At 52.0% G+C, this 17,542-nt stretch carries 16 protein-coding genes; 12 read left to right on the top strand and 4 right to left on the bottom strand.

Annotated elements, in window-relative coordinates; all coding sequences use genetic code 11:
* The first annotated feature begins 4 nt into the window (after positions 1–4).
* The 6 genes from ACEVG1_RS10580 to ACEVG1_RS10555 all read left to right on the top strand — a co-directional run bounded on the left by ACEVG1_RS10580 (position 5) and on the right by ACEVG1_RS10555 (position 8,235).
* A complete protein-coding gene (locus ACEVG1_RS10580) occupies positions 5–1,072 on the top strand; it encodes a SusE domain-containing protein (RefSeq protein WP_374743634.1) in 1,068 nt (355 codons plus the stop codon).
* A 3-nt stretch (positions 1,073–1,075) separates the two neighbouring features.
* A complete protein-coding gene (locus tag ACEVG1_RS10575; RefSeq protein WP_374743633.1) occupies positions 1,076–2,920 on the top strand; it encodes a glycoside hydrolase family 13 protein in 1,845 nt (614 codons plus the stop codon).
* 3 nt (positions 2,921–2,923) lie between these two features.
* Entirely contained in the window at positions 2,924–3,595 is a 672-nt protein-coding gene (gene pgmB / locus ACEVG1_RS10570; RefSeq protein ID WP_374743632.1) for a beta-phosphoglucomutase, read from the top strand.
* A gap of 41 nt (positions 3,596–3,636) precedes the next feature.
* A complete protein-coding gene (locus tag ACEVG1_RS10565) occupies positions 3,637–5,955 on the top strand; it encodes a glycoside hydrolase family 65 protein (RefSeq protein WP_374743631.1) in 2,319 nt (772 codons plus the stop codon).
* 73 nt (positions 5,956–6,028) lie between these two features.
* Positions 6,029–7,372: an MFS transporter gene (locus tag ACEVG1_RS10560; RefSeq protein WP_374743630.1), complete on the top strand. Its 1,344-nt coding sequence runs from the start codon at positions 6,029–6,031 to the stop codon at positions 7,370–7,372.
* Positions 7,372–8,235, top strand: coding sequence for an AraC family transcriptional regulator (locus ACEVG1_RS10555; protein ID WP_374743629.1), 864 nt, complete (start codon positions 7,372–7,374; stop codon positions 8,233–8,235). Before ACEVG1_RS10560 ends, ACEVG1_RS10555 begins: the two co-directional genes overlap by 1 nt.
* Before the next feature lie 11 nt (positions 8,236–8,246).
* On the opposite strand, the gene ACEVG1_RS10550 is transcribed toward ACEVG1_RS10555, so the two are convergent.
* Together ACEVG1_RS10550 and ACEVG1_RS10545 are read right to left on the bottom strand one after the other, a co-directional pair.
* Positions 8,247–9,869, bottom strand: coding sequence for an alpha-amylase family glycosyl hydrolase (locus tag ACEVG1_RS10550; RefSeq protein ID WP_374743628.1), 1,623 nt, complete (start codon positions 9,867–9,869; stop codon positions 8,247–8,249).
* Positions 9,870–9,874: 5 nt separating this feature from the next.
* On the bottom strand, positions 9,875–10,690 hold the full coding sequence (locus tag ACEVG1_RS10545) for a phytanoyl-CoA dioxygenase family protein (protein WP_374743627.1): 816 nt from the start codon (positions 10,688–10,690) through the stop codon (positions 9,875–9,877).
* Positions 10,691–10,853: 163 nt separating this feature from the next.
* Between ACEVG1_RS10545 and ACEVG1_RS10540 the strand changes: the two genes are divergently transcribed.
* Both ACEVG1_RS10540 and ACEVG1_RS10535 read left to right on the top strand, forming a co-directional pair.
* Positions 10,854–11,123: a hypothetical protein gene (locus ACEVG1_RS10540; protein ID WP_374743626.1), complete on the top strand. Its 270-nt coding sequence runs from the start codon at positions 10,854–10,856 to the stop codon at positions 11,121–11,123.
* Between the two features lie 7 nt (positions 11,124–11,130).
* Positions 11,131–11,538, top strand: coding sequence for a DUF983 domain-containing protein (locus ACEVG1_RS10535; RefSeq protein WP_374743625.1), 408 nt, complete (start codon positions 11,131–11,133; stop codon positions 11,536–11,538).
* On the opposite strand, the gene rfbC is transcribed toward ACEVG1_RS10535, so the two are convergent.
* Positions 11,522–12,070: a dTDP-4-dehydrorhamnose 3,5-epimerase gene (gene rfbC / locus ACEVG1_RS10530; RefSeq protein WP_374743624.1), complete on the bottom strand. Its 549-nt coding sequence runs from the start codon at positions 12,068–12,070 to the stop codon at positions 11,522–11,524. The genes ACEVG1_RS10535 and rfbC overlap by 17 nt on opposite strands.
* Positions 12,071–12,074: 4 nt before the next feature.
* The gene (locus tag ACEVG1_RS10525; RefSeq protein WP_374743623.1) at positions 12,075–12,371 is read right to left on the bottom strand and encodes a DUF4286 family protein; all 297 of its coding nucleotides are present in this window, start codon (positions 12,369–12,371) and stop codon (positions 12,075–12,077) included.
* A gap of 251 nt (positions 12,372–12,622) precedes the next feature.
* Between ACEVG1_RS10525 and ACEVG1_RS10520 the strand changes: the two genes are divergently transcribed.
* The 4 genes from ACEVG1_RS10520 (at position 12,623) to greA (ending at position 17,429) form a co-directional block, all read left to right on the top strand.
* Positions 12,623–14,419 carry a prolyl oligopeptidase family serine peptidase gene (locus ACEVG1_RS10520; protein WP_374743622.1) on the top strand — a complete coding sequence of 599 codons (1,797 nt, stop codon included), beginning with the start codon at positions 12,623–12,625 and terminating at the stop codon, positions 14,417–14,419.
* On the top strand, positions 14,416–16,083 hold the full coding sequence (locus ACEVG1_RS10515) for a sensor histidine kinase (protein WP_374743621.1): 1,668 nt from the start codon (positions 14,416–14,418) through the stop codon (positions 16,081–16,083). The genes ACEVG1_RS10520 and ACEVG1_RS10515 overlap by 4 nt, the downstream gene beginning before the upstream one ends.
* Positions 16,084–16,128: 45 nt before the next feature.
* The gene (locus ACEVG1_RS10510) at positions 16,129–16,824 is read left to right on the top strand and encodes a response regulator transcription factor (RefSeq protein WP_374743620.1); all 696 of its coding nucleotides are present in this window, start codon (positions 16,129–16,131) and stop codon (positions 16,822–16,824) included.
* Between the two features lie 131 nt (positions 16,825–16,955).
* Positions 16,956–17,429 carry a transcription elongation factor GreA gene (gene greA, locus ACEVG1_RS10505; RefSeq protein ID WP_374743619.1) on the top strand — a complete coding sequence of 158 codons (474 nt, stop codon included), beginning with the start codon at positions 16,956–16,958 and terminating at the stop codon, positions 17,427–17,429.
* Positions 17,430–17,542 lie beyond the last annotated feature (113 nt).

The raw sequence follows: 17,542 nt of genomic DNA, 5'->3' as shown, positions 1-17,542 counted from the left end.
AACCATGAACTCGAATAAAATGAAATCCACTATAACGAATACCCTTGCCGGGTGCATGTTGCTGTGGCTGATGGCTGCATGCGAAAAGGACATCGATCCGGTAACCATTTCCAATGGCGACACGCCGACACTGACCGCTTCGGCCACCGCGTTGGAACTGGACCGTGAACAGGCAGACAACCAGGCCGTGGCCTTTGACTGGGAAGCGATGCAGCTTTCCTGGTCGGATAGTGAGGTAGCTACCGACATTGTGACCTATACCCTCCAGGTTGGTAAAGCGGGTGACGCATTCCGGACACTGGTGGCCACCAAGACCGTAGACGCGCTAACGGCAGCCTTCACGGTGAAAGAGCTGAATGAGGCGCTCATCGCCGCCAAATACAATCCCGGTGAAACCGCAAACTTGGAAGCCCGCCTACTGGTAGCCATGGCCACCAACCGGGTTAATTATTCCAATGTCATCGATCTCACCGCGGTGCCCTATGAAGATGTGGTGCGGTATCCGTCGCTCTATCTCGCAGGTGGTTTCAACGGCTGGTCGCATAGTGATGATTTCAGGGCAGGTTCGGCAAATGACGACGGACAGTATGAGGGTTATGTTAATTTTCCGGATGATAATACGGAATTTAAGTTCTCCAGTGTACCGGGATGGGATGGTATAAACTACGGCGATGGCGGCGGATCGATGCTCAGCACCGACGGCGGTGCCGGAAACCTCAAAGCCGAAGCGGCAGGCTTTTACCTGTTGAAGGCCAACACCGGCGCACTTACCTGGTCGGCCACGAAAACAACGTGGGGACTGATCGGCGATGCCGTGGGAAGCTGGGATACCGATGTTCCGATGGTCTATGATACCGAAACCGGACTGTGGACAGCTACGGTGGATATGACGGCCAGCGAATGGAAATTCAGGGCCAATAGCGGTTGGGATATCAATTTCGGAGCAAGTGACAAAGCGGGCCTGTTGGCCTACGGTGGTGGTAATTTCAAGGTGGAAGAGGGGGGAACTTACCTGATTACCCTCGATCTGACGAACGCCGGTTATTACACGTATAGCATAGAAAAACAATAGCAAATGATGAGGTTATGTATTTTCTTTCTGTTGCTTGCCGGCGCACAGGCATATGGCCAATCCACCCGGATCGACCGGGTGGAGCCGCTCAACTGGTGGGTGGGCATGGCACACTCCGAAGTCCAACTGCTTGTCTATGGCGATAGTATCGCAACGTGGGAACCTTCGGTTGACTACCCGGGCGTGGAGCTATTAAAAAGTCACCGGGTAGAAAACCCAAACTATCTTTTCCTGGATATCCACATCGGTACCGCTGCTAAGGCAGGCCAAGTGGATATCCGGTTTTCTAAATCAGGCAAGCCATCCGTTACGTACGCCTACGAGCTGAAAGACAGGGAACGGAATCGGCCCAAAGCCCAGGGCATTACAAGCGAGGATTTCATTTACCTCATCATGCCCGATCGGTTTGCCAATGGGGACCCGTCCAACGACGTGGTGGCAGGTATGCGGGAGACCGCCCTCAACCGCGACTCGATGTATTACCGGCATGGGGGTGATTTGCAAGGGATTATGGGGCGATTGGATTACCTGCAAGACATGGGGGTTACCGCGGTATGGCTCAACCCCGTGCTCACCAACGATATGGAGCAGGCTTCTTACCATGGTTACGCCGCTACGGAGTATTATGAAATCGACCCGCGGTTCGGCGACAATGCGCTGTACCGGGAGCTGGCCGACGAGCTCCACAAACGGGGGATGAAGCTGGTGAAAGATCTGGTGCATAACCACGTCGGGTTGATGCATTGGACCGTGCTCGACGCGCCATCGGCCGACTGGCTGCACCAGTGGCCCGAATATACCAACACGACGTACAAAGACCAGGTGCTGTTTGATCCCTATGCATCGGAAGCCGATAAGAAGCGGATGAGCGACGGCTGGTTTGTGCCGAGCATGCCCGACATGAACCACGGCAATCCTTTTGTGCGCAACTACATTACACAGAGCCACATATGGTGGGTGGAATATGCCGGTGTGGATGGTTTCCGGTTGGATACGTATGCTTATAATGACCTGACGTATATGGCCGAATGGGGCCAGCGGATGAAGGAGGAGTATCCTGACCTTACCTTTTTCGGCGAGACGTGGGTACATGGTGTGCCCAATCAAGCCGTTTATACCCAGGGGAACACTATCAACCAGGATTACGACAGCCACATGCCCGGCGTGACCGATTTTCAGACCCATTTCGCCGTTATCGAGGCGATGAACGGCCAGTTCGGGTGGACCGACGGCGTGAACCGGCTCTACAGTGTTCTCGCCAATGATTTTGTATACGAAGATGCGTACCGGAATGTGGTATTCCTTGATAATCACGATAAAAGCCGCTTCCTGTCGGAAGTCGGGGAGAACATCGATAAATACAAATCGGGGCTGGCTTGGCTGTTTACCACGCGGGGTATCCCGCAGCTGTACTACGGTGCGGAAATCGGCATGAAAAATTTTGCCAACCCCGATGGGCTGGTCCGGGACGATTTCCCCGGCGGATGGCCAACGGATACGGTCGATAAATTCACCGAAGCGGGCCGCTCGGCGTGGGAGAATGAGCTGTTTTATTATGTGCGGAAGCTCGCCAATTATCGTCGTGATAATCCGGTGCTGCAAACAGGAAAACTGATGCAGTATGTGCCTGAAGATGCGGTATACGTCTATTTTAGGTATAACGATGACAAAACGGTCATGGTGATCATGAACACGGCCGAGGAAACAAAAGCCGTTGCGACGGATCGGTTCGCCGAACGGATCCAAGCCGCTACGCAAGCCAGGGATATTATTACGGGAGCGACCATCGATATCGCAGCTCCCATCCAACTAGCAGCTAAATCAACAACGGTACTCGAAATTTTATAATGTATGCTATTGACTGCGCACAGCATGACCCAACACACCCTGCCTACCGATAAAAAGGCATTTATTTTTGATCTCGACGGCGTATTGGTAGATACTGCGACATTCCATTACCAAGCGTGGAAACGCCTGGCCAATTCGCTGGGGTTTGATTTTACATGGCAGCAGAACGAAAAGCTGAAAGGGGTAAGCCGGCAGCAGTCGCTGGAGTATTTGCTTGACTGGGGTAACGTGGACCTGCCATCGACCGAAAAGCAACGGCTTGCCGCCCGGAAAAATGACTGGTACCTGGAACTCGTGGCGGGGATGACGCATTGGGATGTCCTGCCGGGGGCGTTCCGCCTGCTTAGGGCAGCGCAGGCCAAAGGAATCCGCACGGCACTGGGCTCGGCAAGCAAGAATGCGCAATTGATTTTAGCGCATACCCGTACGGCCGAGTGTTTTGACGCCGTGATCGATGGCAACTCGGTTTCCCGGTCGAAACCGCACCCTGAGGTCTTTCTCAACGCGGCCAGGGCGTTGGACGTACCCGTATCGGATTGCTTGGTTTTCGAGGATGCCCAGGCTGGTATCGAAGCGGCCATTGCCGCCGGGATGCAAGTGGTCGGCATCGGTCATCCGGCCGATCTCAAAGGTGCGGATATGGTCGTGCCGGGGCTGGTTGATTTAACGTTATGAAGATGCGCCGTTACTGGCGTGCATAACCACCAATTACGTATATGAAGAATTACATCGTCCACGATGCGTGGCATATTATTGAAATGGGTTTTGACCCGGCCTTGAACAGGGTTTCCGAGAGTATTTTCAGTATCGGCAACGGCCGCATGGGCCAGCGGGCCAATTTTGAGGAGCAATATACGGGCGATACCCTACAGGGGTCGTACATCGCCGGTGTTTATTACCCGGATAAAACACGTGTAGGGTGGTGGAAAAACGGCTATCCGGAATATTTCGCCAAAGTGCTCAATGCCGCGAACTGGATAGGGATTGATGTTGCTGTTGATGGGGTGCCGTTGGATTTGCACACCATGCAGGTAAGCCATTTCAAGCGGGTGCTCCATATGAAAGAAGGCTACCTCCTGCGGCAGTTCACGGCACGCTTTCCCGATGGGAAGGAGGTGGAGGTAGAGGCCATCCGCTTTTGCAGCCTGGTTGACGACGAATGCGGGGTGATACGGTATCGGATTACGGCGAAGAATTTCTCGGGAACCGTAGCGATGACGCCCTATATCGACGGCGGTGTGCGGAATGCCGATTCAAACTACGATGAGCTGTTCTGGGAACCCGTAGCGAAGCGTGGCAGCGAACATCGTGCGTTGTTGACCATGCGTACAAAGAAGACCGATTTTTGGGTAACGACGGGCATGCATTACGAGCTGACTCACGACGGAGGTAACCTAACGCCACGGGAAGTGGCTATCGAGCGTGAAGATTACATGGCCCGGTCGGTGACCGTCGAAATCTTGGAGGGGGAAACGGTTGAAGTCCGCAAGTATGCGGTAAACCTCTCATCCGAGAACCATCCAAAACCGGAAATGGCAGATCGTGCCGGGCAATTGCTGGACCGTGTGGTAGGCAAAGGCTTCGATTGCCTCCTTACCGAGCAAGCCGACGCATGGGGGTTAAAATGGGCAGAGAGTGATGTCAGTATTGAGGGGGATGTAGCCGCGCAACAAGCCATCCGGTTCAATATCTTCCAGTTGCACCAGACGTATACCGGCGAAGATGACCGGCTCAATATCGGCCCGAAGGGTTTTACCGGCGAGAAATACGGCGGTTCCACCTATTGGGATACGGAAGCGTATTGCTTGCCCTTTTATTTGGCCACGGCGCCTCCGCGGGTTGCCCGGAACCTGTTGGTGTATCGCTACAAGCACTTGCCCAAAGCGATAGCAAATGCGGAAAAGCTGGGGTTCGGGGCGGGAGCTGCCCTGTACCCGATGGTAACGATAAACGGCGAGGAATGCCATAACGAATGGGAAATAACGTTTGAGGAAATCCACCGGAACGGTGCGATTGCGTTTGCGATATACAATTATATCCGTTATACCGGAGACACTTCCTACCTGGCCCAATACGGCCTGGAGGTGCTCATTGGCATTGCCCGGTTCTGGGCACAGCGTGTTAACTGGAGCGAAGTACGCCAACGCTATGTCATGCTTGGCGTGACGGGCCCGAACGAGTATGAAAATAATGTCAATAACAATTGGTATACCAACACGATAGCGAGCTGGTGCCTGGAGTACACCATCAGTGCGCTGGGTGAAGTGCGGGAGTCGAATGCGGAACGGTACGCGGCCATTGTGGCCAAGACCGCCCTGCAAACCTCTGAAACCGATCGATGGGCAATGATTAGGAGTCAGCTGTACTATCCAGTCGACGAGGCCCGGGGTATTTTCCTGCAGCAGGATGGCTTTCTGGACAAGGCATTGGTTCCCGCAACGGATATCCCCGATGAACAACGCCCACTCAACCAACATTGGAGCTGGGATCGGATCCTACGCTCTTGCTATATAAAACAGGCAGATGTACTGCAGGGCCTTTATTTGCTCGAAGATCGTTTTGACGTGGAGACCATCCGCCGTAATTACGATTTCTACGAACCCCTTACGGTACATGAAAGCTCGCTGTCGCCCTGCGTCCACGCCATCCTTGCTGCCAGGTTAGGGGATGAGGCGCGCGCATACCAGTTTTACCTTCGCACCGCAAGGCTCGACCTCGACGATTACAACAACGACACCGAAGATGGACTTCACATCACCTCGATGGCTGGCACATGGATGAGCGTCGTGGAGGGCTTTGCGGGCATGCGGGTACGGGATGGCCGCCTACATTTCAACCCCATGGTGCCGGGGAAATGGACATCATACACGTTCAGGGTCAGGTTCAGGGGTGCATTGCTTACGGTGCATATCACGCCCAAAGCGGTTACGTTTTCCAATGATGGTGAACAGCCAGCATCCATCACCGTTTTTGGTGAACACCTTGCCGTAGATAAAAAAGCGACCGTCGCCACGCCCAACTATGAAAAAGCATGAACAAGCATTTCTGATTTTAAGCAAAATTCCTTATTATTAGTCGCTCGTAAAAAAGTTAACCAACTAACCAACGATGACGCTGAAAAAAAAGCCACGATTAAGTATCGCCCAGATCGTAAACATGAGCTTGGGCTTTCTCGGTATCCAGTTCGGTTTTGCCCTGCAAAGCGGTAACGCATCGCGGATATTGCAGACGTTCGGTGCCGATGTGGAGCATCTGTCGCTCTTTTGGTTGGCTGCGCCCTTGACCGGCATGATCATCCAACCCATCGTTGGCCACTATAGCGATCGCACGTGGACGCGGCTGGGCCGTAGACGGCCCTACTTTCTGGGCGGGGCACTGCTGTCGGCTGTAGCGTTGATATTGATGCCCAATGCGGCGGTATTAACCATGGTGATGCCTGCCATCTGGATAGGGGCAGGCATGTTAATGATTATGGATGCATCGTTCAACGTCGCCATGGAGCCGTTTCGGGCACTTGTTGCCGATAAGTTGCCACACGAGCAGCGCAGCACCGGGTTTTCCGTACAATCGTTCCTTATCGGTGTGGGCGCTGTGATAGGCTCATGGCTTCCCTACATCTTTGCCGAGTACATGGGGGTAGCGAAGACGGCCGCGCCGGGGCACGTGCCGGATAACGTGATCTATTCATTTTACGCCGGTGCCGCGGTATTGGTGCTAGCCATATTATGGACGGTGGTCACCACCCGCGAATACACACCTGCGGAGGTAGCGGGATTTGACGAAGATGCAGCACCGCCAGTCGACGAAATTGCCGCCACGCGCAAAGGTATTGCCGTTATATTCACCGATTTCGCACGGATGCCCAAGGCGATGAAGCAGTTGGGGGTGGTACAGTTTTTTTCGTGGTTCGCCCTGTTTTCCATGTGGGTGTTCACTACGCCGGCTATTGCCCAGCACGTGTACGGCGTCAGGCCTGAAGATACGGCTTCTACCCAGTATGCCGACGCGGCCAATTGGGTGGGTTTCCTATTCGGCATATACAATGGTGTAGCCGCACTATATGCATTGATGCTCCCCTTTATCGCGAAACGGCTGGGCCAGCGCGGGAGCCATGCCGTATCGTTGGCTGCGGGTGGAATATCGCTCGTTTCGATGTTTTTTATTGGCAACCCCACGTACCTCGTTGTCCCGATGGTCGGTATCGGTATCGCTTGGGGGAGTATACTGGCAATGCCGTACGCCATCCTTTCCAAAAGCATACCCACGTACAAAATGGGGGTATATATGGGTATTTTCAATTTTTTTATCACCTTTCCCCAGCTGGTCAATGGCTTTTTCGGCGGCTATATTGTCAAGTACGCATTTGGTGGCCACGCCATATTTTCGCTGGTGATGGCTGGCGTGCTCATGTTGGCGGCGGCGGTGTGCGTGTTACGGGTGGAGGAGGATTGATGATGCGCAAAGCCTCTCCCGAATATGTGCAAACGCCCGATGACCATGCGTTTCTGCTCCGCAACTTTGGCGCGGAAGCCTTTGACGCCCCTTACCATTTCCATCCGGAGTTCGAACTGACATACGTGGTGCAGGGGGAGGGGAAGCGGTATGTGGGTAGCCACATGGAGCGTTTCGGGGCAGGTGATTTGGTGCTTGTTGCCCCCAACGTGCCCCATTGCTGGAAATTGGATGCGACCATCGACACGAACGCTAGTGCCCAAGCTATCGTCATTCAGTTTTCGCCTGATATGCTCGGCAATGGCCTGGCTACAAAGAAGGAGCTGACAGATATCCATAACTTGTTGGTCCATACCACCGTAGGCTTTCGGTCCGGTGCTTCATTGTCCCATCGAATGGAAAGCACCTTTCGTAACTTGGCCGATAAGCACGGGCTGTATGGGTTTACCGGATTGCTGGAAATCCTCCAACAACTGGCCGAAGATGGCGATCGCGTGGCGTTCAGTGCGGATAGTATCACGGTATTGCCCGCGGTGGCCGACCAGCAGCGGATGGGGCCGGTGCTGGCCTATCTGGTAGACCAGTTCAGGGGTAAGGTCTCGTTGAAAGAAGCGGCATCACTCGCCCACATGACACCACACGCCTTCTGTAAATATTTCAAGAAAGCCACCCGGAAAACGTTCATGGATGCGGTGATGGACTACCGGATCAATCACGCCACCCAGCAGCTCGTGCAAACCGATAAGCCCATCACCGAGATTGCCTTCGAAAGTGGGTTTGCGGATATGTCTTTTTTTTATCGTGCTTTCAAACGGCGGACCAAGTTAAGCCCGCTTCACTACCGACGCCAGTTTGCCATTTGAACGGCTACGGATCACCGCATCTTCCCATCCATCCGGAATACATGGACGCTGTAAGGAGGGATGTCATCGATGGCTATTTTGCCCGCTCCCTGCTTGAAAGGGGTTTTTCCCCAAAGCTGATCTAGGGTGCCCATTGGTTCCTGGTGCCCATCATCGCCGTCGAGCGATAAACTTTCGCTGAAATCCCCTAGATTGATAACGACCAATATTCGTTCCTTGGGGCTCTCCCGCATAAAAGAAAGGATATTGGCGGTGTTGTTCGGGATGGTGTGGTAGCTACCGTTAACCAGTGCATCGTGGTCGCGGCGCAGGGCGATTAGCGAGCGGTAATAGTTCCAAAGCGATTGGTCGTCGGCACGCTGTTCTTCCAGCGAGATGCCGTCGTTTGGTTTGATGTTGGATTCGTCCCACCACGGGCCGGTATCTTTATACCAATACGCCATACCTTCCCCCTGTGCTGATGCATACCATTCAAAGGCTTCCCGCGAGGGGATTTCATTGGCGTCGGTGACCACTTCTCCATACCTGCCGAACTCGGCATGGCCCAGCATACCGATTTCCTGCCCGTAGTAGATGGACGGAATGCCGCCGATAAGCAGGTTGATGGCCGCGCCTACCCGCAGTTTGCCCGGATGTTGCTCCACCACGGTTGCGAAACGGGGGATGTCGTGGTTTTCGATAAACATGATTTGTTTTTTTCCGGCCGGCGTGTTGCCAAACGTCGTGTCGGCAAAGGCCTCGATACGTGCTTTGTCCAATGTCCGCGCAGCTTGCTGAACACGGAAGGCAAACACGCGGTCCACGCCACCCCGTTCCAAGTAATCGAATCCGTACGATCCCCAATCGGCCTGTTCGGCCATAAACTGTACATCGGGGTTGACCACTTTCAGCCGCTCAATAAGTGGTACCCAGAATGTCCGGAACAATTGGGGCAGGATCCCCTTGTTATCCAGGTCATCCATCATATGGTCTAAACGGAAACCGTCTACGCCATCGTCAAACCGGCCGTCGCCGTTGGGATCGATCCAATGGCTGAATAATTGGAAGTTGTATTCCAGAACCGCGGGATGGTCGAGGTTGACCGTCGTTATCTTACGGACGGTACCATCGTAGCCCAGCAGTTCAGTGAGGTTAAATACAATGGATTCGGGCTGCGTCTGCGCACTGTCGTTGTAAATAATGTAGTCGCTATAGAGCGAAGCCGGATTGCCGTAGGAATCGCGCCACCACAGATGGTCTTCCGTGACGTATTGGGTCTCCATATCCATATAGATTTTCATCCCCCGGCGGTGGATTTCCTGCACGAGGGAAAGGTATGCCGCCTTGTCGCCATACGTCGGGTCTATTTTTTCGAAATCGGATGAGAAATAGTTATGGTAATACACCGATTCGTACAGCGGGGTAAGGAGGATGGCCGTGATACCCAGTTCCTGCAGGTCGTCCAGTTTCTCCGCAAGGCCTGCCAGGTCGCCGTGGCTATCGCCATTACTGTCATAAAAGCTGCGCTGGAATACGTGGTATATAATTTCATCGGCGGGTGTCGTATCAACAGGTGCCGGCGTGTTTTGGCAGCTGGTCGTGCTCAAGAGGATGGCGCACGCCAAGCCTAGTCGTAAAGGGCGTTGGTGTTTCATGCCGTTTAAAGTAACAATGGATTCAGTTCCGAGTCGGCCACGGATCCCGGCGCTTTATTGCCGAGCCACGTTTTGAGGTCATTCTCCTGGAATTCATGTTGGGGTGCACTTATCTTGGTGCCGTCGGCATAATAGATAATGGTCATCACCTCGCGCATCCGGTCGGAATCATTTCCGGGTGCGTTATGGATGGTGAATCCGTTATGCCAGGTGGCGTCGCCCGCGTTCAATGCAGCCGGCCGGGTAAGCGGGAAGCGTTCCTGGCGTACAAATTGTTCAAACGCATCGTCCGACTCGTCCGAAATAACGAAATCAAATACGTTGCCGTTGCGGTGTGACCCCGAAGCGAAGGTCAGCATGCCCATTTCCGCACTGGGAATAGTCACCAGCGGCATCCACATGGTAATGGTCTTGTCCGTGTCAAGCGGCCAGTAATTCTGGTCCTGGTGCCACGGCGTCGGGCCGCCGCCGGGCTCTTTAAATAAGGCTTGGTCGTGGTACAGCCTCACGTTCGCTACCCCCAGCAACCGGGCAGCAACGTGCGCGAAGCGTTTGGCTAAAACAAATTTTCTCACACCTTCATCCACGCGCCATAGGTTCATGATTTGCAAAAACGCTTTGCCATACGTGTCGCGATCGGCAAGGTTGCGTTTTTCCTCATTGAACTTGTCGGCAGCAGCGCTGATCACGTTGCGGTAAACCAGTGCCTCGTCTGCATTGAGGAGATTTAAGGTCTGCGTGTGGCCGTTCCGGGCAAACTCCTGTACTTGTTCGTCGCTGATTTCGTACAGCCGATCCAGTTCGGGTAACGTATTTGTCATGGTTTCCATTATTGCATCAGTTTATGAAACAAAGAACGGAAACCATAGCCGACGGAAAAATGATTAAATTAATCGGATTATGGATTATTTTGGTAGGTGTCGTTGCGACTGCCGCCCGTTTGCATATCCCCGCAAGTTTCGCTAGCTTTGCATTATGAATATCATGAAGCGTTTCATAGGAACGATGGTGCTGGCAGTTGCACTGACAGCCGTGATCCCAGATCGTGCCGATGCGCAATGTGCCATGTGTACACTCACCGCCGAGAATGCCACCCAAAACGGCAACAGCCAAGGCAAGGGCCTGAATAGGGGCATTCTGTTTTTATTGGCCATTCCCTACCTCGCAGCAGTGGGTGTGGGCGTGCTGTGGTATACGAAATACCGGAGCAAGAAGACGGTGACCATGGACGATGAACCCATCGTGCTGAATTAGCACCCACATGCCCACACATACTTCGAAGATCAAGGCAATCGCTGCTTCCAAGTGCCCTAAATGCCGGGTGGGGCACATGTTCGTAGGTAGCCCCTATGGGATGAAGAAGCAACGGATGAACGATATATGCCCGCATTGCGGCTTCCGTTTTGAAATCGAACCGGGATATTTCTATGCGGCTATGTACGTGAGTTACGGGCTCTCGATGGCGCAGCTTGTCATCGTCGGACTATTGACCTATGAGTTTACCAAAAGTGAGTCGCCTTGGGTATACCTGGCGGTGTTGTTGGTGGCTATTGCTGTTTCTGCGCCCTTCAATTACCGGTATTCGCGCCTTATCCTTCTCCATTACCTGACGCCGAAGGTAAAATACGACCCTAAATACGAAGACGAGCTGGCTAAAACGGACTCGTGATCTCGCTCAGCCGCGGTAGTTTTTGGTCCTTTTCCGAGATAATCAGCTCTTCCGGTTGCATGGGCCATTCGATATGCAGGTCGGGGTCGTCCCAGCGAACACCCACTTCGCCCTCCTTGTCGTAAAATCCGGTGACTTTATAGGCGAATACCGTATGGTCTTCGAGCGCTAGAAACCCGTGTAGGAAGCCCTTGGGAATCCACAAAGCCTTGGCTTGACCAGCATTCAGTACGATGGAGAAAGACTGGCCATACGTGTCTGATTGCCTACGGATGTCGACGGCGACATCCAACACGCTACCGCGTAGCACGCGGACCAGTTTGCCCTGTGCCTGCGGCCCGGCTTGGGCATGCATGCCGCGCAATACGCCACGATGCGAGTATGAAAGATTGTCTTGCACGAACGTTTCATCAACGCCGTTTGCGTGGAACGTTTGCTCGTTGTAGGTTTCGGTAAAATAACCCCGGTCATCGGTCCATATTTGTGGTTCTACGACGATAAGTCCGGGTATGGGGGTGGCTGTGAAGTTCATGTTGTTAGTCGTTGAGGTATTTCATGGTGCTGTCGAAAAAGACAACTTTCCCCGGATGGGTTTCATTAAACCCTGTTTGGAGTGCTGCGAGCCAATGCGATTGGAATGCTACGATATCCGTTCTGTCTTGGCAGCGGAGTTGGATGCAGTACGTGGTGCCCTCATGCGGCGAGTCCAACAACTCCAATAGCGACAAGGATCCGCCAAGCGGTTGTTTGCCAACCACCGTTGCATGGAGGTGTCGTTTCACAGCGTCGCGGATGTCGTTTTCAACAATAACAGAGACATTGTACAAATACATGGCGCGAAGATAAGCAATATGTCGAAAACTAATCATCGGTGCCGGTTGGATAAGCGGAGTTTATTGCAGATATTTAAGCGTGTAAAATTAAGGTTGCATAGCCTCCTTTTACCGCAAAATTGTCCACCTTTGATTGATCAGTGAAGGGAATATTGTAATTTATGCTGCGCACTGCTGTTTTTTTAACGTTCGTTATTGCGGTCTCTTGCTTCTTGAAAGGCTGTGATGGCCAGAAAAGACGCTTGATTCCTGTGGAAGATTTTTTCTCGGCGCCGGAGAAGACCAATTTCCGGATATCGCCGAACGGGGAATATATTGCCTATCTGGGGTTGTATAACGATGAGAAAAACATCTACGTCATGGATACCGGCGAAGAGGGGGAGGCGCAACGCGTCACCACCGAAACCGAGCGGGGCATCCAATCTTATTTTTGGGCCAATGACGAGGAGTTGGTTTTTACGAAAGACAAACGGCAGGATAGCCTCCAGATATTTGCGGTACACCGCGCTACATCGGCTGTGAGGCATCTGATGCCCCCATCCGCGGTAAAATTACATTGGATATCGCCCACCAAAGTGATCAACAATAGCTTTTTGATTTCGCTGAATGAACGGGATTCGTCTGTTTTTGATGTGTACAGGCTCCGTACCGATGCCTGCCAGCGAGAACTCGTTGCCAGGAATCCGGGCAACATCATCAGGTGGTATGCGGATCTGGATGGCGAATTGCGGTTGGCGCTGGCCAGCGACAGCGTAAAGGAAACCATGCTGTATCGCGATAGCGAAAAGGACCCGTTTCGGCCGGTTATGAGCAATAGTTTCAGGAACTCGATCATGCCACTTGGTTTTTCGACCGGGAAGCGGAGCCACGTGTTCGCATTGTCTAACTTGAACCGGGATAAGTTGGCACTCGTTGAAATAGATATGAATACAGGAGCCGAAGTTGGGGTGATTTACAGCCATCCGGATGTGGATATCGACCACGGCGGCTATTCCATTGATCGCGGGGAGATGGCCTATGCCGCCTATGCTACGTGGAAACAGCAACGGCATTTCCTCGATAGGAGAACTGAACAGGTGTATAGGACCATCGGCCAAAAGCTAACGGGGTATGAAATAGATATATTGGATCGGGACACGGCGCGCAACCGATTCATCGTGCGCACGTTTACCGACAAGGATCCGGGTGCCACCTACTACTACGATATGGCGGGCGACACGCTGGTGAAACTGGCAGACAATAGCCCGGCGCTGCGCGATTGTATGCTCGCCGAAATGAGGCCCATTACCTATCAATCGCGCGATGGGCGCCAGATACAGGGGTACCTGACCATGCCGCCCGATGCCAACGGAAGGAAAGTGCCCGTGATCGTGTATCCACACGGAGGCCCCGGCGCCCGAAGTAAATGGGGGTTTAACCCTGTTGTCCAATTTTTCGCTAACCGTGGGTTTGCGGTTTTCCAGGTCAACTACCGCGGCTCAACGGGGTATGGAAAAGCGTTTTGGTCGGCAGGGTTCAAGGAGTGGGGCGGTAAAATACAAGACGATATCACCGATGGGGTGCGGTGGCTCATTGACGAAGGCATCGGTGACCCCTCGCGGATAGGCATCTACGGGGCCGGTTTCGGCGGATACGCTGCCCTGCATGGTGCGTGCTTTAACTCGGACCTTTATGCCTGTGCGGCTTCGTATTCCGGTTTTACCAACTTGTTTACCTACCTCAAGGAAATCCCGCCACACCTTACCCCTTACCTGCAGATGTACTATGAAATTATCGGCAATCCTGAGACCGAGCCCGGACTGATTAAAGCCATGTCGCCGGTGTTCCATTCGGAAAACATCGATATACCGGTCTTCATTGCGCAAGGGGGAAAAGATAGTTGGAGTGCCGTAAACGAGACCAACCAATTCGTGCAGAAGTTGAGGAAACGAAACATCCCCATCACGTACATGCTGCGCGAAGAAGAAGGGCGTTTTTTCCGCAACGAAGATAACCGGGTACAGTTTTACCGGGAGTTGGGTGCCTTTTTTGAAAAGTATTTGAAATGACCCATCAACGCAACACCTACCGCGTAAACTATATATTGGTTAGCGCATTTATCGTCGTTGTGGTTGCTTCATTTGTGTTGGCCACCTTCCTCGCCCGCGACCTTACCGTTACGTATGTCGAAAACGAGTTTTCGTCGCGCAAGGTGGAGGTGCTCGAATATAATATCGGTCCGTTTAATAATTTCTTTCACAACCGAATACCCGAGATATCGTTCTACCAGGGTTACCTGGATTCGGCCGGGGTTTCGGTATATGCCGACAGTGTGCTGCAAACATATCCCTTTGTCGAGCGGATCGTGTTTTACGATGTGTCGTTGAGCAATAAGGAGGATATAGACTATGGTTTTTCAGCCAACAACCTGGTGGTATACCCAAAAGGGGTGTATCAGTTCAGCGCATACAGCAAACCAGATAGTTTGTCGCCGGCGGTGAATAACAATAGGCATTTGCCGCTTTCGTTGTCAGACGATTTCAACAATATGGCTGTGAAATTCGCTGCGTTTATCGAACGGGTGGATACGGCTAAGGCGCTGCACGATGACGATATCTTTAAAGTCTTCTATTCGGTCACGCCGGGAAAAATATCGTACATGAATATTCCGCGGCGCGACGACCTTAAGATATACAAGGAACTGATGTATGGGCAGCATGTGCCCGGTGCAGTATACGAGCAGGATATCCTGACGTACTTTATCAATCCGAACAAGCTATCGCTCACCAACACGGTGCCGCAGTTATACCAGCAAGTCCAAATACAGCCACTGGTCTACGAATCTATGGATACAGACCCCAACCTATTGACCACGGAAACCCCCCTGCCCGGTGCGTTGGCCGATTACAAGATCTATTTCAGTTCCAGCCGCCCGTTTTTGCGGTCAGAGATTAACCGGCGTTTCCTGCCGGTGATGGCCGGCGTGGTGGGGATATACCTGTTGTTGGCTATTGTGGCCTACTTGATTTACCGCAATCTGTATGTGAACAGGCGTCTGTTCAAATTGCAATACGATTTCATCAACAACCTGACGCACGAGTTTAAGACTCCCGTGAGCGTAATCAAGATCGCCGGTAATAACATCCATAGCGCCAAACAGCTCTCGGACAATGAACGGCGGCACTACGGGAAGATATTGGATGAAGAAGCAGATAAGTTGAACAACTTGATGAATACCCTGCTTTCCTTTACGCAGATCGAAAACAAATCGATTAAGATGAAGCGCGAAGAGGTCGATTTGCACGAATTTTGCGATAAGGTATTGGCGGCTACGCGTATTAAGTATGGTGATTTCGATGTGCGATGCCGGGTGGATGCAAAAAAGACACTTTTTGTGGATCCGGTGTTATTGGGCAGCATTTTCCAAAATTTGATCGATAATGCTTATAAATACTCCAAGCCGGAAAGCGCATTGTTGGAGATTAACGTGGCGCAAACAAAGAAGCAGGTAGTTATGCGGTTTTCCGACAGGGGTATCGGTATTGCCAAAAAAGAGCTGGAGCACATATTCAAGAAGTTTTACCGTGTGCAGAACCAATATAACCAAAAGGGCAGCGTAGGTTTAGGGCTTGCATTTTGCAAAGAATTGGTTAACTTCATGGGCGGAAATATCACGGTTGAAAGTGAATTGGGCAGCGGTACAACGTTCAGTATCGTATTTCCGTTGGATTGATTATCTTGCCCTTGGTTTTTCCTTTTGACTTTTGACTTTTAAATTATGCATAAGAACATCAAAATAGCCATTGTCGAAGACGATGAAAACTTGCGTTTTCTGGTTGCTCACCGGCTCGAGTCTGAGAATTATACGATTGTACAGACCGGGAATGGTGATGAGGCCGAACGATTGATATTGGAACAGAAGCCGGACATTGTGCTGCTCGATTGGATGCTCCCGGGCAAGCAAGGTGCCGAGGTATGCGCAAATTTGCGCAAGGCCGGGTTTGCCAACCTCATTATCATGATGACAGCCAAATCGCAGGATGTCGATAAAATCGATGCCTACAGTTTCGGTGTGTCGGATTACATTACCAAACCGTTCAGTATGGATGTGCTGGTAGCGATGATTGAAAACAAGGTGAAATATTTCGTCAACAACCACGGAGCAGATCTATACACGTTTGGTGAAACGGAGCACCATCCCAATATACACTCACTGGTGCGCGATGGAAAGAAGATAGAGCTCACTATCCTGGAAAACCGCATCTTGCTGTACTTCCTTCAAAATATCGGCCGTGTTATCAGTCGCGACGAACTGATGCAAGTGGTATGGGGCTATAGCTCCAACGTAAATACCCGGACACTCGATATGCACATTGTGCGTTTACGGAAAAAAATAGAGCTGAATGTAGATAAACCCGCTTATTTGCAGACTATAAGGGGCATGGGATATAAATTTGTCGACAACCCGGAATAGGGCGCGCGGTATTCCTTACTTTTTTTTGTTTATTAAAAAGTATTCCCTATCTTCGTAACAATCGAGCAAGGCCATACCTCACGACGGTATGGTCTTGCTTCTTTTTTTGACTTTATTTTTAATTCATAATTATGGCAGAAGTAACGTATTACAGCAAAGAGGGATTGGAAAAACTCAAGGATGAGTTGCAGTATCTCAAAACGGAAGGCCGGGCGAAAATAGCCAAAGCTATTGCGGAAGCGCGCGACAAGGGGGATTTGTCTGAAAATGCCGAATATGACGCGGCAAAAGACGCCCAGGGGCTGCACGAAGCGAAAATTGCAAAGCTGGAAGAGAGCCTGTCCAGTGCGCGTGTGATCGATGAATCCACGTTGGATGCTTCCAAGGTATTGGCATTGTCGATCGTGAAGCTGAAGAATGTGAAGAACGGAAGTGTGATGACCTACCAGCTGGTGTCTGAAACGGAAGCCGATCTGAAGGCCGGTAAGATATCGGTCAAGTCGCCCATAGCACAGGGTTTGCTGGGCAAATCCATTGGGGATAAAGCGCAGATACAGGTGCCTGCGGGCCAAGTGGAGCTGGAAATCCTGGATATTTCCCGATAAGCGATGTAACGGTTATGTGCGGGTTTGCCATAACCGCACATGCTGAACCAACTACGCTGGATCGATATGATTGGCGGCTGTTTGCAAAAACGGCCGCTTTTTTTATATTTGTC

The sequence above is a fragment of the Parapedobacter sp. 2B3 genome (assembly GCF_041925275.1).
Classification (GTDB): Bacteria; Bacteroidota; Bacteroidia; order Sphingobacteriales; family Sphingobacteriaceae; genus Parapedobacter; species Parapedobacter pyrenivorans_A.
The sequence above is the reverse complement of the archived record's forward strand: the minus strand, read 5'-3'. Positions and strand labels throughout refer to the sequence as shown.

Bases quoted from the DNA above. Each gene is read 5' to 3' on its own strand.
- ACEVG1_RS10580 (WP_374743634.1), top strand. From the start codon at position 5: ATGAACTCGAATAAAATGAAATCCACTATAACGAATACCCTTGCCGGG.
- ACEVG1_RS10575 (WP_374743633.1), top strand. From the start codon at position 1,076: ATGATGAGGTTATGTATTTTCTTTCTGTTGCTTGCCGGCGCACAGGCA.
- pgmB (WP_374743632.1), top strand. From the start codon at position 2,924: ATGCTATTGACTGCGCACAGCATGACCCAACACACCCTGCCTACCGAT.
- ACEVG1_RS10565 (WP_374743631.1), top strand. From the start codon at position 3,637: ATGAAGAATTACATCGTCCACGATGCGTGGCATATTATTGAAATGGGT.
- ACEVG1_RS10560 (WP_374743630.1), top strand. From the start codon at position 6,029: ATGACGCTGAAAAAAAAGCCACGATTAAGTATCGCCCAGATCGTAAAC.
- ACEVG1_RS10555 (WP_374743629.1), top strand. From the start codon at position 7,372: ATGATGCGCAAAGCCTCTCCCGAATATGTGCAAACGCCCGATGACCAT.
- ACEVG1_RS10550 (WP_374743628.1), bottom strand. From the start codon at position 9,869: ATGAAACACCAACGCCCTTTACGACTAGGCTTGGCGTGCGCCATCCTC.
- ACEVG1_RS10545 (WP_374743627.1), bottom strand. From the start codon at position 10,690: ATGACAAATACGTTACCCGAACTGGATCGGCTGTACGAAATCAGCGAC.
- ACEVG1_RS10540 (WP_374743626.1), top strand. From the start codon at position 10,854: ATGAAGCGTTTCATAGGAACGATGGTGCTGGCAGTTGCACTGACAGCC.
- ACEVG1_RS10535 (WP_374743625.1), top strand. From the start codon at position 11,131: ATGCCCACACATACTTCGAAGATCAAGGCAATCGCTGCTTCCAAGTGC.
- rfbC (WP_374743624.1), bottom strand. From the start codon at position 12,070: ATGAACTTCACAGCCACCCCCATACCCGGACTTATCGTCGTAGAACCA.
- ACEVG1_RS10525 (WP_374743623.1), bottom strand. From the start codon at position 12,371: ATGTATTTGTACAATGTCTCTGTTATTGTTGAAAACGACATCCGCGAC.
- ACEVG1_RS10515 (WP_374743621.1), top strand. From the start codon at position 14,416: ATGACCCATCAACGCAACACCTACCGCGTAAACTATATATTGGTTAGC.
- ACEVG1_RS10510 (WP_374743620.1), top strand. From the start codon at position 16,129: ATGCATAAGAACATCAAAATAGCCATTGTCGAAGACGATGAAAACTTG.
- greA (WP_374743619.1), top strand. From the start codon at position 16,956: ATGGCAGAAGTAACGTATTACAGCAAAGAGGGATTGGAAAAACTCAAG.